The sequence below is a fragment of the Foetidibacter luteolus genome, from assembly GCF_009650435.1.
Lineage (GTDB): Bacteria > Bacteroidota > Bacteroidia > Chitinophagales > Chitinophagaceae > Foetidibacter > Foetidibacter luteolus.
On the sequence record NZ_VVIP01000077.1, the window covers coordinates 1 to 15,676 of the forward strand.

The window sequence follows — 15,676 nt, forward strand, 5'->3', positions numbered from 1 at the left end:
GTATTGGCCACATTGGATGCGGCAGATGCTGCCGTTTCATTAACCGCTCTTAATTTATAGTAGTAGCGTGTGTTGGCATTTAAATCTGTTCTTGTATAAGTAAGCACATCCGCACCGGTAATGCTTACAAGGCTGTAAGGGCCGTCAGATGATCTTGCTTCGTAAATCTCAAAACCGGTTTCATTATACTGTGGCTGCGGGTTATCGCTCCAGTCCAGCTTAATGGCTGTTTTGGACAAAGTTGTCGCTGACAGGTTAATGGGCGCCTCCGGCTTGTTAGGACCGTTGGCATCAATTACTGTAAACGGCGCTGAAAAATCGCTGCTGCAGCCAAACTGCTCAATTGCTTTTACCTTATAATCGCCCGGTGCAGCGGCATTAACGGTATTAGTGGTGCTGAGCACGGTGGAAGATGGCTCTTTTTGCCAGGAGTAGGTCGCATACCCTTCCGGTACCTGCAAGGTTACACCGGTGCTTCCGTCAAGGGAAGGAATAACCTTGCTGGCAAGGCCGGCAACAGTAATACTGGGGATGTTGGCTGATGTTTTATACTTAATCTCCATGGGTATAGGAGACCAATCTGACCATAAGGTAGCGCCATCCCGCATACGGCAGGAATATACACCTACAGAAGTTACCGTTACCTGGTTACCGGTTGCACCTGATATAAGATTACCATCCTTACGCCACTCATACGCGTTAAAGCCGGGGGTAACACCAATGGTTACATTAATGTTGTCGCCGGGGCAAAACTCACTCCTCCCAAACAACACCCAGGGGTTAGATTTATATGCCCGGTTTAAAAAGGGGTAATAATCAGGCTCTGCCCAGGTGGCATTCCAGATACCGTGCCCCAATGTAGGATAAACGGTTAATTTGTAATTGCCCCCTACACTTAAAACACTGTCTGCAAGCTGCAACGTGTAACCAAGGGAAGGCGCTTTATCAATACCACCCTGAAAATGCCAGATGGGGGTGAATTTAAACTGCTGTAAATTGGCAAGATAACCTAAGTCTGAATTACACATGGGCAGTATCGCCGCGGCAGTTTTGGGAAAACTGGTTAAAAATTTCCAGGTTGCAGATCCTCCGGCAGATAAGCCATCTACAACAATCCTGAAACGGTCTGCCTTGCATTGCGGAACCAGGTAGTTTAAAATAAAATCATTCATTACACCGATAGGAGCACCCCAGCCAGGCGTAGTGCTTTGCGGGCAAATCATAAAGCCATCGAAAATACCTGCATCTATAGCATTTGACCGGCTAAGAGCCGCTGACAACTGCAATTCATTGTCGTAAATGGGTGCATACGCACCACGCCCCGTAAAGAACAAGTAAACCGGATACTTCTTACCATCATTAACACTATGCTGGTAGGTTTTAGGAAATTTTACACGAAATGCAACCCCATTGTAGTAGTAACACTTAAAAGTAGAAGTATTCCAGCTAACACGGGTAGTTTTAACCCATTTTGCAAGGGTGCCGTAAGGTGGCACTGCCGGGGGGGTGGCGGGGTTATAAATAACAATGGGATCGTTTGGATCCAGCACGCCTGTTTGGGCAGGTGAAGGCACATATACGAAAGCTGTGGCTAAACATACCAGCAGCTTTAACAACGCCTGTTGTGTTCTCATGAGTACTTTAAAAGTTTGCAGTAGGTTAATGATTAATCTGGCTAAATCAACAGGATATTGCAGGCTAATGCATGGATAATGGGAAAACAGTCAAATTACAGCTTGGTAAAATGAACAACATGGATGACAACGGAAGATTACAAAATAGCTTTACGAAGGAATTTGGATACGGTAAGAGTTGATTTACAGGCGCAAAATAACGGCTTTTATACAAGGTAAGAAATTTTTTTACCTCACTCCAGCTTGTTGAGGCATAAGATGTTTTGGGCCCCGCAATGGGATTACATGGCGACCCGGTTGAGTTATCCTGAAACTTGAAGATTCATTGTTCTGCTCATTGCGGAGGAGTATGCAAAAGCCACCCGCAATGCCCACCGGGTGAGGGATTGGAGCGGCTACCCCGGTGAAGCCTTCGCCGCAGGGCCTTGCGCCGGAGTAATAGCGGAAAGCCCGACCCCTTGCGCAGCTTGGGGGCACCCCCCTACAATAAGCACGAAATTAGAAGTACGAAGTACTTACTTATGTTAGGTGTATGATGTGGGATGTACGATGTGAAATACCCTGCCCACCTGTATTACTTTGCATTGGAACCGAATTTTCTTCTTAATGATAAAAACGGCTTTTCTACAAAATAAAAAGACGTAAGCGATAAAGCGGCGGTAACAGGAAAAACAAAAGCGTACCAACTGAGGCCATACGGAGTAAAATACAGGTTGGCTATTTTTAATGCCACCCAGTGAAACAGGTACAGCGAATAGCTTAGCTTTCCAACAAATACCATGGCTTTGTTATCCACCACTTTACTAACCCAGCCATCTTTATAAGCAAAAGATAAAGAGGGTATTACAAAAAATAACGCTATGCCCTGCACTGTGTAAACAAACGTATCCTGGAAAAAAGCATTGCGGAAAGCCAGCGAAAAAATCAACATTAATACGCCTATAACCAGAGGCGCTTTGCTTTGCAAAAGCCTTAAATACCAGCGAGTATTATGCTGGTAAATAAGCAGCGCGGCCACGCAGCCATACAATATAGAGTCTGCGCGGCAATGAGTGGTGTAATACGTAATATCAAACTTTATGGCTTGAGGGGCGGTGATAAATACTGCGATACGGGTTATAAGCACCGCCAGGCATAACACTGTTAACAGGTTAAGCAGTTTACGGTTTTTTAAAGAGAAAAACAACACAAATGCAAAGGGAAAGAAAAGGTAAAAATGCTCTTCTACCGACAGTGACCACAAAATTTTTGAGACCAGCAGGTAGTTCGGATCAAGATTATGCGGCACAAAATATACGTAGTAATAATTGGTAAAATAAAAAAGGCCGGCCAGTATATCGGGTACAATTACCTGGAAATGATTGAGCCATATTACCGCCAGGGATACCAGCAACATAAAGATTAGTGCCGGGTATAGCCGGAAAAGCCGGCGCAGGTAAAAATCCTTGAGGTTTATTTTACCGTGCCTGTTGTATTCAAAAATAAGCAGCCTTGTAATTAACAGCCCGCTTACAAAAAAGAACAAGGTAACGCCCAGGAAAGCCACGCTCATTTTAGCCAGGTTAAAATGAGACAGCACAACAAGAGAGATGGCATAACCCCGGAAACCATCTAAATAAGAAACATAGCGGTTATCAGCTTTGGGCTTTAATGCCTGGGCTTCATTTAAAGTAGGAACAGCCTGCATAAAACAGTATTACGTTTAAAAAGAATGTTGTAAGTGATTAGTTTAACAGCCAACCAGGTAACGGCTTTTAGTTGGAAAAACTTTCTTTACTATTCTTAAAGTAATAACTGTTAACACCACCACCACGGTAACGGTAATAAACCAGTTTAGCAGGTTTGCAGGTATTTGAAAACCGAACAACTTGGGGAAGCCCATGCGTATAGCAAGGATGAAATAATAATGTACGAAATAAATACCAAAGCTTAGCTCTGCAATTTTAGCCAGCCATGAAGGAACACGGTTGTCTGCTTTGCGCATAAGAAATATAAAAAAGCTGCAAAAGCTTATTTTAAGCAGGAAGTTGAACTTTTCGTAGTATTCTGTAAAAACCACGTTGAGTGTTGCAATGGTTATTACCAGGCCCAGTATTGGCAACCAGTATTTCTCAGAAAAATCCACGAACCTTTTGCGGTAATGGCTGGCAAACATGCCAAATACGTACGGGGAGATATAGTGTACAAACATACGGGGCGTATCGCTGAGCAGGTGCCTGTCAACCGCCACTGATATAATGAGCAATGGAACAAGCAGCCAATAAAATTTGGGGTGCCTGTCAATGTAAATAAATACCGGTGCTATCAGGTAAAAAATGGCAATCATGGGTACAAACCATAGCTGCAGCATGTGGGAGCCGTGCAGCAGGTAGTGGCCGAGTTGTTTGGCTGGCGTCCAGGCCGCAAAATCCGGGTGCTCCATTAAAATAATTTCGCCGTAGTCGTGGCTGTACATACGGTAAAACAGAATTGGTACGGATACTACAAAATAGGGGATGATTACATTTTGTGTTTTGCGGATAAGGTATGATTTATACTCATATTTTTTTGAAAGGAACTGGAAAAGGTACCCGGCTATGAAGATGAACATAACGGAGTCGTTTTCGCACAATACACGTAGAATCAGGTCCGTATAGGAGCCTTCGGCCCAGTCGAGCCGTACATGCGCCGCAACCACCAGTAAAATTACCAGGCCCCGAAAATTGTGTATGTAGCCAAGAAACTCCTTCTTGGCGGGCGCTTTTTGGGTTAGGGTGTTAAGGTCTTGAGTACTCATTGCTTTTTGTTTTTATGTTCTTGTTTTGGGTTCAGGGTAAAATGCTTATTGTTTGTGTATTGCTTTTTGTTGTTTTTAAGGTTAAGGTTGGGCTGCTATTACCTGCCGCTCTGCACGCTCCCAGGTTACGGACTGTTTGCCCTTGATATACCTGAAAAAGCCGCGTATTACGCAGATATTCATAAATACAAAATACTGAAAAGGCTGTACCATCGGAATGCGCCTGTTAACCCTGCCCAGCAGGTAGTTAAGCAGCATCAATGAATAACCCGCCAGTTGAGCTATCAGCGCCACCTGGTAAAACAATTCACCGCTGGTAAGGCCCAGGTAAATGCCGGCGCCCAGCAACAGTACCAGGCAAAACGGGCATACCGCCCATCTTAATACCCTGTGAGATATATACAGGAAAGAGGCTTTGCCATACTTAAAAATGTTAAACATAGAAGCCAGCCTGGTAATAGATTGAAAACCACCCGCGGCAATACGTACTTTTCTTTTGGATTCTTCCTTAACAGAGGCCGAGGCTGTTTCCATAGCATAAGCTTTAGGCTCGTATTTAACCTGGTAGCCTTTTTGCACAATCCGCATGGAAATCATAAAATCATCCAGTATAGCATCCTTCTCAATGTTTGTCCATAAGTTTTTACGGAAACTAAACAGCTCCCCGGCAGCTCCTACAATGGTATGGTACTGTGCATCCAGTTTTTTAAGCGCCGATTCGTATTTCCAGTAAACACCCTCTTGCTGCGTAATGCCTTCCTGGGATAAAACCCGCTTCTCCCCTGCCACGCCGCCAACTTTCTCATCCTGGTAATGTTTAACCAGTTCTTGTATGCAATCTGCATTTAATACTGTATTGGCGTCGCACATAACAATAATGGGGTGCTTAGCTAACGGAACTGCCCTGTTTAAGGCAGCAGACTTGCCCATACGCTCCGGCTTATGCATCAATGTTACCCCTTCGTGCTGACTTACCAATTGCGGAGTGGCATCAGTAGAGCCATCAGTTACAATAATTATTTCAAGCTTTTCTTTGGGATAATCAAGGTTAAGGGTGTTTTTTATTTTTTCTTCTATAAAAGCTTCTTCGTTGTAGGCAGCTACTATAAAGCTTACCGCAGGGTATTCCGTTACAGGCGCTAACGGCTTCTTTTTGCCACCCAGTTTTACCAGCAGCCAGGTAATCAGCGCATAGCCAACGTAAGCATACAGCAGAAAGAATATGCTCAACCAGAAAACAATCTTAATCGCTAACATTTATGTTGGTTGTTCGATTTATAAAATGCAGGAAAGGATTTAAGGTTAACTACAGATAAGATATTGAACGCTAAGAGTCTAAGTAGCAACTAAATCATCAGGGGAATAGGTAAACCTGGAATGATTACACTATTTTCGGGTGCTAATATAGCACAATTTAACAATTGCATACACAACTTTTTTTACTTCATGTTGCAAAACCGGAACATTCTCTGTATCTCCAACCCTTTGTGGGAGGGGGATTACGCCAAAACCATTGTTGAGCTAATGAGCATTTTTGCCAGGCAAAATAAGGTGCTTTATGTTGACAATCCCTATACCATTAAAGACCTTGCCGATGGTTTGCGGGGCAAAAAGAAGCTGCCGGTAAAACGGGCGCTGGGCCTGCAAAAAAGGTTACGGAAAATTAACCTTGCCAACCAGGCCGATGTATATGTGCTTACGCCGCCGGTTATTCTTACTATCAATTTTTTATCAAAAGGGGCGCTTTACAGCAACCTGCTGAAATTAAACGGCTGGCTGGTTACCCGCAGCATACGCAAAGCGTTGCGGCAATTGCAAATGAACGATAAGCTGGTTAACATAACCGCTTTTAACCCCTCTCTCGGACTGGTTACGGGTAGAAAATTCAACGAAAGCCTGCTGATATACCATTGTTACGACGCCATTGAAGCTGCTAACTGGATGAAAAAACACGGTCCCTGGCAGGAGGAAGCATTTATGCAGATGGCCGACGCGGTAATTACCACTTCCCAGGGATTATACGAAAAGAAGAAAGATTTCAGCCGCCGTTGTTTCCTGGTAAAGAACGCGGCCAATATTGGCCTGTTCAGCGCGGTATTTAGCGCAGAGCCGGCCAGGCAGAACACGGTTGGATATATTGGCAGTATTGACGACCGGGTGGATTATGAGTTACTGGAAAACGTTATCAGCAGCATGCCGGGTACGCAGTTTGTTTTTATTGGCCGTACCAACTATAAGGCAGGCGAGCAAAAGTTGCGGCAACTGAGCAATGTAACCCTTGCCGGCGCCAAAAGCCTGCAGCAACTGCCTGCTCTGGTAAGCCAGTTTTCCGCAGGTATTATTCCTTTTCTTAAAAATGAATTTACCAAGGGCATTTACCCGCTTAAAATAAACGAATACCTGGCCGCCGGCATACCGGTGGTTACCACAAATTTTGGTTACCTGGCCGAGTTTGAGAACATTGTAAGCATTGCTGCATCCGCCGAAAACTTCACGCAAATGCTGGTAGAAGAAATAGCCAATGACAGCCCGGAGAAAAGAGCAGCCCGGCTACATTTTGCGCAGCAAAATTCATGGGAGCAGCGGGTAGAAGAAATTTCGGACATCATTACACTGCTGGAACAACAGCGGTAAATACATTATTAGCGCAAGTGGTTGATGGTGAGTAGTGAGTAGTGAGTGGGGGCTTACATTCAACTTTGTACTTATTTTTACATCGTACATCCCACATCGTACATCTTACATATTATGGATACTTCGTACTTGCTTTTTGGGGGTGCCCCCAAGCTATCGCAAGGGGTCGGGCTTTCCGCTCATACTCCGCCACAAAGCCGGGCTGCGAAGGCTTCAGCGGGGTATCCGCTGCAATCCCTCACCCGACAGCCCGTTGCCGGTTACAGGTAGCTGGTTACCGGTCTGTTGAAGTGTAAAAGGCTGATAATTTGTTTAGCTGCGCAAGCCCAGAAGCAATACCCGCTGCTGACATCAAACTTTAAACAAACATTGAACAATTGCCGGTTATAGGCAGCAGGTTGCCGGTCTATTGACAGCACGCCGCTTCTTCATTCAAAATTTCTTGTTCCTTGTTCGATATTCTTACCGTGAGTGGGGGCTTTTCATTCTTCATTCAGTATTCCTTGTCCCTTGTTCGATATTCTCTATCCGGGTCTGAAAAGATGCCATAAAAAACCGAACGATGAACGGATTGCGACGCAACGATGATGCCACAAGGATATGTCGCCGGTACCATAATCTTGAATGGTGAGTCAATTTTTTTTAGTTTAGAAAAGAATGTCAGGTTGAGCTTGCCGAAACCGCTTTATGTCCTGTGCTTTTTAAGCATCCGCCTTCGACAGGCTCAGGCTGACATCCTCAGCTAAACGACCTTCGATCGTGAATGGTTCTATAACCTGCATCCTGCAACCACTCCTTCCCTACTCCACTTTCCATTCCATAATACCGGCCGCATGTTCTTTTGGCAACTGTACCTCCAGCCTTAGGGCCGCTGTGGTAACCGCTTCAAAAGAAACATTGCTGTAGGCGTCTTTTTTAATTTCGTAGGCGACAGTTGTTTTTACCGGCTGCCAGTTGCCGGAAGCATCTTTGTACAAAAGCTTCCAGCCTGCGGGAATACGGCAACCGCCCCAGGGACTGTCATCAAACCAATACACCTGCGCTTTAGATACGGAAGCAGGTTGTTCAAAATCGTACTGCACCCATTGTACTGTATCTTTTTTAGGCCACCAATGGTAGTAAGGCACGCTGCCGTCGTTAGAACTGGTGGGCTCCAGTTGGTCGTTAATGGCCCGCAATGCCTTGGTAACATAAGAAGCGCTTACCTTGCTTTTTGATGCCACGGTTGGCGGAGGTAAAGGCACTACGGCGGTTGGCTGGTCGGCAACCCAAACGCTCATATCGCCGGCGCCACGGTTGGCCCAGGCATAGTAAGGTATAGCGGTTACCGTTTCTTTTTTCTCCACCACTTTTTCATCGGCGGTTATTATGGGCGTGGTGGCAGCGGTTTTAATCAGCTCTACACCATCCAGCAGCGAGGCATCGTAAACAGTGGAAGGCTGCGCATGTTCATCCAGCAACAGGTGCCGTACAGAAGCCTCTTTATTGTCGGGCCACTCAAAGCAGTATACCAGCGGGCCACGCTGCAGGGCCACCCTTCCATTATCGGCTTTAATGGCCTGGTTGGCCTTTATATAGCGTACATCCATAGGCAATTCAAAGCTTATTCTGTCGCCCTTCTTCCATTGCCTGTTTATAATGATATAGCCGTTTTCATTTTTGTAGTCGGCAGCCTTGCCGTTAACTGTAACCACATAATTTTTGGCCGTGGTGGTAGCAAAGCTGTACAAACCGCCTTCTACCGGCGCTTTACCCAGCCAACCGGGAATACGCAAAGCGATGTCAAATTGTGCAGATGCGGCCGGTGTAATGGTAAAATTCACGGTTCCTTTCCATGGGTAATCTGTTGACTGTTCAACAGCTACATTGCTGCCGTTTAATGGTACGTTCGCCTTGCTTTGTATAAACAGGTTTACATAAATGCGGTTGCTGGCTGTAGCGTACATGTAGCCCGGTACAGAGGGTATAAAACGGCATACATTGCTGGGGCAGCAGGCACAGCCAAACCATTCGCTGCGGCCATGTTGACCCATAGATTCCAGCGGGTTGGGGTAAAAGAACCTGTCGCCTTTTACCGATACGCCGGATATCATGCCGTTGTACAGGGTTTGCTCCAGCACATCATAATACTTTGATTCGCCATGCAGCAAAAACATGCGGTAGTTCCAGTATATGTTACCTATGGATGCGCAGGTTTCGTTATAAGCGCTCATGTTAGGCAGGGCATAATCCGGGCCAAAACCTTCATGACCTGCTTCGGCGCCAATGCCGCCGGTAATGTAGAGCTTATGGTCAACTATATCGTGCCATATAGCGTCCATAGCATGTATGTAAGCTTTGTCGCCGGTAAGCGCTGCCACATCTGCCATGCCACTGTACATATACGTAGCACGTACGGCATGGCCAACCGCCCTTGTTTGTTCTGTTACAGGAGCCTGCGCCTGGTTGTATTCCGTACCGTTTTTCCTGATGTCTAAAAAGTATTTGGCAAGGTCAAGGTATTTTTTGTTGCCGGTAGCACGGTACATTTTTACCAGGCCCATTTCTATAATCTGGTGGCCGGGATAATACTTTAAGCCTTTTACCACAAAATCGTTGTAAACCAGGTCGGCATTTTTTATAGCAATGTCCAGCAGCGTTCTTTTGCCGGTTGCCAGGTAATGGGCAACAGCAGCTTCGTACAGGTGGCCGCAGTTGTAAAGTTCATGGCTTAAATCGGGGTCTTTCTCCCACCGGCGCGGGCTTACCCAGGCATGCAGTTGCGTACTGTCTGCAGCAATGGTACGGTTGGTATATAAATAGCCATCAGGCTCCTGTGCTTTACCTATGTAATAAATAAGGCTATCTACCTGTGCTTCTAAAGCCCTATCAGGAAAAGTTTGCAGGGAATAACTGGCGCCTTCTATAATCTTGTAAATATCTGTATCATCAAAAGGGTATTCTGTTTTAAACTTGCCCTTCTTCAGTTTACCCGCAATAAGAAAGTTATCCACCCTGCCGGTTTTGTAACATTGGTCTAACGCTATGGGTATGGTTACTTTGTAATTGCGCATAATACGTGGCGCCCAAAAATTATCCGTAACCTTAACCGCAGTAAACGGCACCGGTTGTATAGGATAATCCTGCGCGGCAGCAATTTCGAAAGCAAACAGGCAAACAACAAGTGTAAACAACAAAATTCTTTTCATCACAGGTTAATTTTCCGGCAATTTAGAACAGTTGGCCAATAATCCTTTTGCGGCAATAGCCCTTTAGTATACCGATATTGACTATGTGAGATGTGGTTAAGTACGAGTTACGAAGTACCTGTGATATGTTAGATGTTTGATGTGGGATGTGGTTAAGTACGAGTTACGAAGTACGAAGTACCTGTGATATGTTAGATGTGGGATGTACGATGCAAACAAGTACGAGTTACGAAGTACGAGGTACTTATGCTATGTAAGATATTAAGTGTGGGATGCACGGTGCTTCCCCACTTTCCATTTACCACTCCCACTTGCGCTAATGGGCGTAGTTACGCTAAACACCACCGCCAACACTACATCAATAATTTAACCCCATTTACCAAACCTATGGGCGTTTTAACAGGGTTTGTACCCCACTCCTGCGCCGGTTTATTTGTTTTTAAACTGTTGGTATAGTTGCCAAGCACGGTGGTAAGCTTAATGCTTAAGTAATTATCGCCGGGCTGGAGATACGCGGTTATGTTATACAGGTGATTGCCGTACCATTTGGCGCCTGCATTACGGCCGTTAATTTCTACTTCCGTAATGTCGTACAGCTTGCCGAGGTCAAGATATGCTTGTTGCGGCGCCCCGGTAACTTGTAATTTTTTCTGAAACAGCACTGTACCCGCAAAATTCTTGAACAAAGGATGGCTGACTACTTGTGCAGGGTTTTCTATTGTAAATTGATGTTGTGTACCGTTGGCATGCTTCAGGGTAATTTTCCAATCTCCGCTGACAACAGCTTCTTTAAGAGAAGTGGTGGCCGGGGAAAGGTATTTTTCACCGTTATTGTTTTCCTCAAAAACCAGCAGTTTGGTTTCTGAAGGCCCAAGCTCTATTTCCAACGCACCATTGCTATTTAGCGGATAAATATACCGTTCGCCGGTTTCCGCATTCCACAACCAGGGCGTTTTTTTACTGTTGAACATGGCTGTAAAACGGTGCGGGTATTGTGCGCTGTAATTGGCAAAAAAGAAAATATCCCGCTGCCCATCCGCATAATACAACTGGTTTACATGCCTTACCGGCTTATCTATCCGCAGGTAAGGTTTTAAGGCAAATTGTTGCTGTATGGCCGTAAACCAGGCAATCATATCGCTGCCGGGCGCCGCCACTACGGCTGTTGTTTTTTTGTGCCTGCTGAGTATCTGCCTGCTGATATCAGCAATCTTTTTGCCCTTTGCATCCGCTTTTAAAAGGCCGGAAGATATATGCGGTGTTTTGGCAATGAAAATTATTTTGCCGCCCGCATCTGCAAACTGCTTTAGCTTTTCGGCAGTAGCCGGTTCAAGGGTTTCTACTTCTATCAATATGAGTGTGTGGTAGCTGCGGCTGTTGTATTGCAGTTTTCCATTGCTGATGGTTGATTGCTGCAGGATATGTTCGGAAGTGTAATCGCAACCGTGGCCATTTTGATGGATGGCTTCCCAAACCAGGTGAACATACGGCGGGTAGGTAACCTGGGGGAATGGATCACGCTGAAAACCGTGGCGGGAGGCGAGGTCTGCCAGGGGATGCAGTACAGCAATATCAGCCTGCATTACACTGTTTTGCAACACGCAGGAAATACGCGACTTATAATCTGCCCATAACCTGAAATAAGGCCACCAGGTATTACGCTCATTCAGGAAAGATCCGTAACGTATCCACCCGGGGAAGGGTGCTTCTACCGGGCTGTAATTAAAGCCATGCAATATGGAATGTGTAACGCCAGAAAGATTGCTCTGGTCGCCCGTTACCTTAATACGCTCCAGTGTAACATTGAATATTTCACCGGTATTGGTCATTTCCTCACAGCTTACCAGTTGCTTGCCGGCAAGGTGCGCCGCGGATGAAACAAATTTGTTAATCATGGTGTAATTGCGGCCCCTGCCCTTATCGTCAAACTCATCTATTTCCGGGTTCCATATCCAGGTTTCGCATTCAGGTATGTCCAGCAGCATGGTAGCTTCCAGCGGGTGACAATCCATGCCGTAAGCCTGCATCCTGGCTTTAACGCCGTGCTTTTTGCACCAGCCGGTAAACGTTTTGATAAAACGTTCATGAAATAGTTCGTGCTTGGTTATCTCAAAATCGTAACGCACCCTGCTAAGCATTTCTTTTACAGCAGGCGAAAACTTAGCGCCATATTCTTCTTTTACCGCATTGCCCATTTCGCCGGTTTTAAACAGCATGTAGGGAAAATAAGGCACCAGGCTGTACCCGCGGCGCTGCTGAAACTGCTCAAACATGTCACTGCACCAGTTGGCGCCTTCCAGCTCAATACTGTCTGTAAAAAAAGCCCTGAAATACTGGTTAAGCGGGCCAAGTTTGGAAGTAAGTTTTTGGCCAAAACCATCCAGGTAATTTTCTACGGCTGTTTGGTTATAATGGTTGATAACAGGGCCATTGGCGCCCAACGCACCCTGTATTACAGCCGCGAAGCCGGTTATTTTTACGAGGTAATACAAAACATAGTCACCCGCCGGCACATCAAATGTTATTTGTTCGTTGGACAACAGGTGGTTTAAGTCGGTACCTTCCACAAAACTGCTCATATCATAAGGTGCAAGCCTTAAAAGAAACAATTCTTTCTCACTGTTTTTGTGGCCAAACGCAAAGGCGGGGTTAACGCTATCCAGCAGTTGCTTTTTAGTAAGGTTTATTTGTTTGCCACCATCAATATTCATGGTGCCCAGAGCTATCATTTCGCATTGCTCGCCGCGGGGAACAAACTCGCCGCCAAAAGGCCAGCCGGAGCCTACAATCATATCGCAGGTAATGCCTTTTTCTTTGGCGCCTGTAACTGCGGCCTGCACCACATCCAGCCATTCGGGGCTGCCCCAACTAAGCTCTTTAACCCCGATAGGGTCTGCATTTTCCGGCCATCTAATCGGGTTTATTTCTACGCCGCCAATGCCGGCTTCTTTCAGTAAGTCCAGTTCCCGCAGCACTTCATCTTTGGTAACCCTGTCACCATTCCACCACCAGCGCACAAAGGGCCTGTAGTTGCCGGCAGGGTTAACAAACTGCTGGAATAAGCCATCCTCCGGCGCAGCAGCGGTAAAGGCCGCGGCCTTTTGTTTAAAGCCCATGAATGGTATTGAAGCGGCGGAAAGTGAGGCAAGCTGTACAAATCGTCTTCTTTTCATATCATTTAGCGTATCCTATCGGCCAACCCCATATTTGAATTGCGTCAAACCGGCTTCACCTTTGCCACATGAAGTATAAAGACAGTAAACAGGCAGATGTAATGCGCCTTCACATAGAAAGCTGCAAAGCAAGCGGTCATACAGTTATTGGTTATTGCCATCAGCATGGGTTAGCCCCCTCAAAGTTTTATTACTGGCAAAAGCGCCTGCAAGATGCAGATGTTTCATCTGGCTTCCTACAAATACCCGATCATACAACACACAACGCTACAGCCAGCATCCACTTTCCCAATGGCGTCAGTATTTCATTTGCAGGCAACGTAAGCATAGATGTTTTAAAGGAGTTGGCATGCTGCATTTAAGTTCATCAAGCCGTTACTTTTATTACAATAGTATAGCCGATATGCGCAAAGGGGCCTACAGCCTCAGCGGGCTGGTGCGTAACCAAATGCAGCTGGATGTGCTCAGCGGCGATGTATTTATTTTCATGGGCAGGCGGTGCAATAAAATAAAACTGCTGCAATGGGACAGTGATGGTTTTGCCCTGTACGAAAAGCGGCTGGAACGTGGCAGCTTCGAGCGGCCAAAGATGAATGAAGATGGCCATTGCAATATCAGCGCACAACAGCTGCAATACATTTTACAAGGCGTTGTTTTAAAAAGCATACAGCACCGCAAGCGCTTTGTATTGAACGGCTGAAGATATTATCCACAGCTGTTAACAGGCGTTATCGCGGCATCGTATTTGCGCCTTATGCAGCATCGAAAACATCAGTCTCCATACCGATTACAAGCTGCTTTACGAGCAATCACAACCGCTCATCACGGCCTTGCAAAAATCCATTGAGGAACAACAAATACTTATCCAATCCCTTCAGTTGCAAATAAGGGAACTTAAAAAAATGCTCTTCGGCAGCAAGGGGGAAAAGTTTATAACACAGGGTAACGATGCCAATGCTGTGCAGGCTGATTTGTTTCCCAATGATAAGTTAGGTGAACATAGTTTCGTTAAAACTACTTTGATAAAACCGTTTGAAAAGAAGCAAACAAAACTTACTGTAAAACACCCCGGCCGCAATCCCCTGCCGGAAAGCCTCCGCAGAGAAATCATTGAGCTGTTACCACAGGAAGATGTGTCCGGCCTCAAACCGGTAGGTAAAGAAATTACAGAGGTACTGGAGTACCAGCCCGGCGAGTTGTTTGTAAAAAGATACGAACGCCCTGAATACATTAAATCATCCGGGGATAACCTGCAGGCAAAGCGGGTAATAGCGCCCCTGCCATCACTGCCTTTGCCAAAGTCAATAGCAGGCCCATCGCTGCTCACCCACCTGCTGGTAAGCAAGTTCGTAGACCACCTGCCCATATACCGCCAGTTAGAGATATTTAAACGCCAGCAGGTAGCTATGCATTACAGCACTGTATCGGGTTTTATAAAAGAAGCCATGTCAGCGATAGTGCCGCTACATAACCTGCACTGTAGACTGGTGCTGCAAAGCAATTACCTCAATGCGGATGAGACAACGATAAAAGTCCTGGATAAAGATAAACAAGGCACTACCCACCAGGGTTATTACTGGGTATATTACGATACGGCAACAAAGCTGGTGTTGTTTGATTACCAGCCCGGCCGTGGCGCACTGTACCCGCAGGCCATGCTGCACCGTTTTAAAGGGTATTTGCAAAGCGATGGGTATGATGCCTATGAAACCTTTGACAAAGCAGCAAACATTACCACATTATGCTGCTGGGCACATGCCCGGCGCAAGTTTTACGAAGCAAAGGATTATGACCATGCCAATGCCGAAAAAATATTAACGCAGATACAGCAACTCTATCAGATAGAAGCCCATTGCAGGGATGAAAGCTTTACCCCGGAGCAAATAAAACAGCACCGGCAGCAACATGCCGTACCGGTATTGAATGCGTTGCACGAAACCCTGAAGGGGTTACTGCTAAAATCCTTGCCCGGCAGTCCATTGGGCAAAGCGGTTAGTTATACACTAAAGCGGTGGGATAAACTATGCATTTATACCAGCGAAGGCATATTGCAGATAGACAATAACCTTGTAGAGAACAGCATACGCCCGGTGGCCCTGGGCAGGAAGAACTATTTATTTGCAGGCAGCCACGAACGGGCACAGGATGCCGCCATGCTGTACTCCCTGTTTGCCACCTGCCGCCTGCACAATATTAACCCTGAGCAATGGCTGACATACGTATTTGAAAACATTAACAGCACTCCCAAAGAGCAGCTACACCTTCTGCTGC

The 15,676-nt window shown here is 45.9% G+C and carries 10 protein-coding genes; 4 read left to right on the forward strand and 6 right to left on the reverse strand.

Going from position 1 to position 15,676, the window contains the following annotated elements:
- The 4 genes from F0364_RS24100 to F0364_RS24115 all read right to left on the reverse strand — a co-directional run.
- Positions 1-1,634: fibronectin type III domain-containing protein (locus tag F0364_RS24100; RefSeq protein ID WP_207632856.1), on the reverse strand; the 1,634-nt coding region annotated here is incomplete at its 3' end.
- 574 nt (positions 1,635-2,208) lie between these two features.
- Positions 2,209-3,321 carry an acyltransferase family protein gene (locus tag F0364_RS24105; protein WP_153800380.1) on the reverse strand — a complete coding sequence of 371 codons (1,113 nt, stop codon included), beginning with the start codon at positions 3,319-3,321 and terminating at the stop codon, positions 2,209-2,211.
- Between the two features lie 42 nt (positions 3,322-3,363).
- Positions 3,364-4,410, reverse strand: a complete 1,047-nt coding sequence (locus tag F0364_RS24110; RefSeq protein WP_153800381.1) for an acyltransferase family protein — start codon at positions 4,408-4,410, stop codon at positions 3,364-3,366.
- An 81-nt stretch (positions 4,411-4,491) separates the two neighbouring features.
- Positions 4,492-5,667: a glycosyltransferase family 2 protein gene (locus F0364_RS24115; RefSeq protein ID WP_153800382.1), complete on the reverse strand. Its 1,176-nt coding sequence runs from the start codon at positions 5,665-5,667 to the stop codon at positions 4,492-4,494.
- A 189-nt stretch (positions 5,668-5,856) separates the two neighbouring features.
- Between F0364_RS24115 and F0364_RS24120 the strand changes: the two genes are divergently transcribed.
- Positions 5,857-7,044, forward strand: coding sequence for a glycosyltransferase (locus tag F0364_RS24120; RefSeq protein ID WP_207632857.1), 1,188 nt, complete (start codon positions 5,857-5,859; stop codon positions 7,042-7,044).
- Between the two features lie 800 nt (positions 7,045-7,844).
- Here F0364_RS24120 and F0364_RS24125 read toward each other — a convergent pair.
- Both F0364_RS24125 and F0364_RS24130 read right to left on the reverse strand, forming a co-directional pair.
- Positions 7,845-10,232 carry a glycoside hydrolase family 127 protein gene (locus F0364_RS24125; RefSeq protein WP_153800384.1) on the reverse strand — a complete coding sequence of 796 codons (2,388 nt, stop codon included), beginning with the start codon at positions 10,230-10,232 and terminating at the stop codon, positions 7,845-7,847.
- A 353-nt stretch (positions 10,233-10,585) separates the two neighbouring features.
- On the reverse strand, positions 10,586-13,405 hold the full coding sequence (locus F0364_RS24130) for a glycosyl hydrolase (protein WP_153800385.1): 2,820 nt from the start codon (positions 13,403-13,405) through the stop codon (positions 10,586-10,588).
- A gap of 68 nt (positions 13,406-13,473) precedes the next feature.
- On the opposite strand from F0364_RS24130, the gene tnpA reads away from it, so the two are divergent.
- The 3 genes from tnpA to tnpC all read left to right on the forward strand — a co-directional run.
- Positions 13,474-13,767, forward strand: coding sequence for an IS66 family insertion sequence element accessory protein TnpA (gene tnpA / locus F0364_RS24135; RefSeq protein WP_153800386.1), 294 nt, complete (start codon positions 13,474-13,476; stop codon positions 13,765-13,767).
- On the forward strand, positions 13,755-14,105 hold the full coding sequence (gene tnpB / locus F0364_RS24140) for an IS66 family insertion sequence element accessory protein TnpB (RefSeq protein WP_153800387.1): 351 nt from the start codon (positions 13,755-13,757) through the stop codon (positions 14,103-14,105). Before tnpA ends, tnpB begins: the two co-directional genes overlap by 13 nt.
- Before the next feature lie 130 nt (positions 14,106-14,235).
- Positions 14,236-15,676 (forward strand): IS66 family transposase (gene tnpC / locus F0364_RS24145; RefSeq protein ID WP_153800388.1); only part of this gene is annotated, 1,441 nt, incomplete at its 3' end.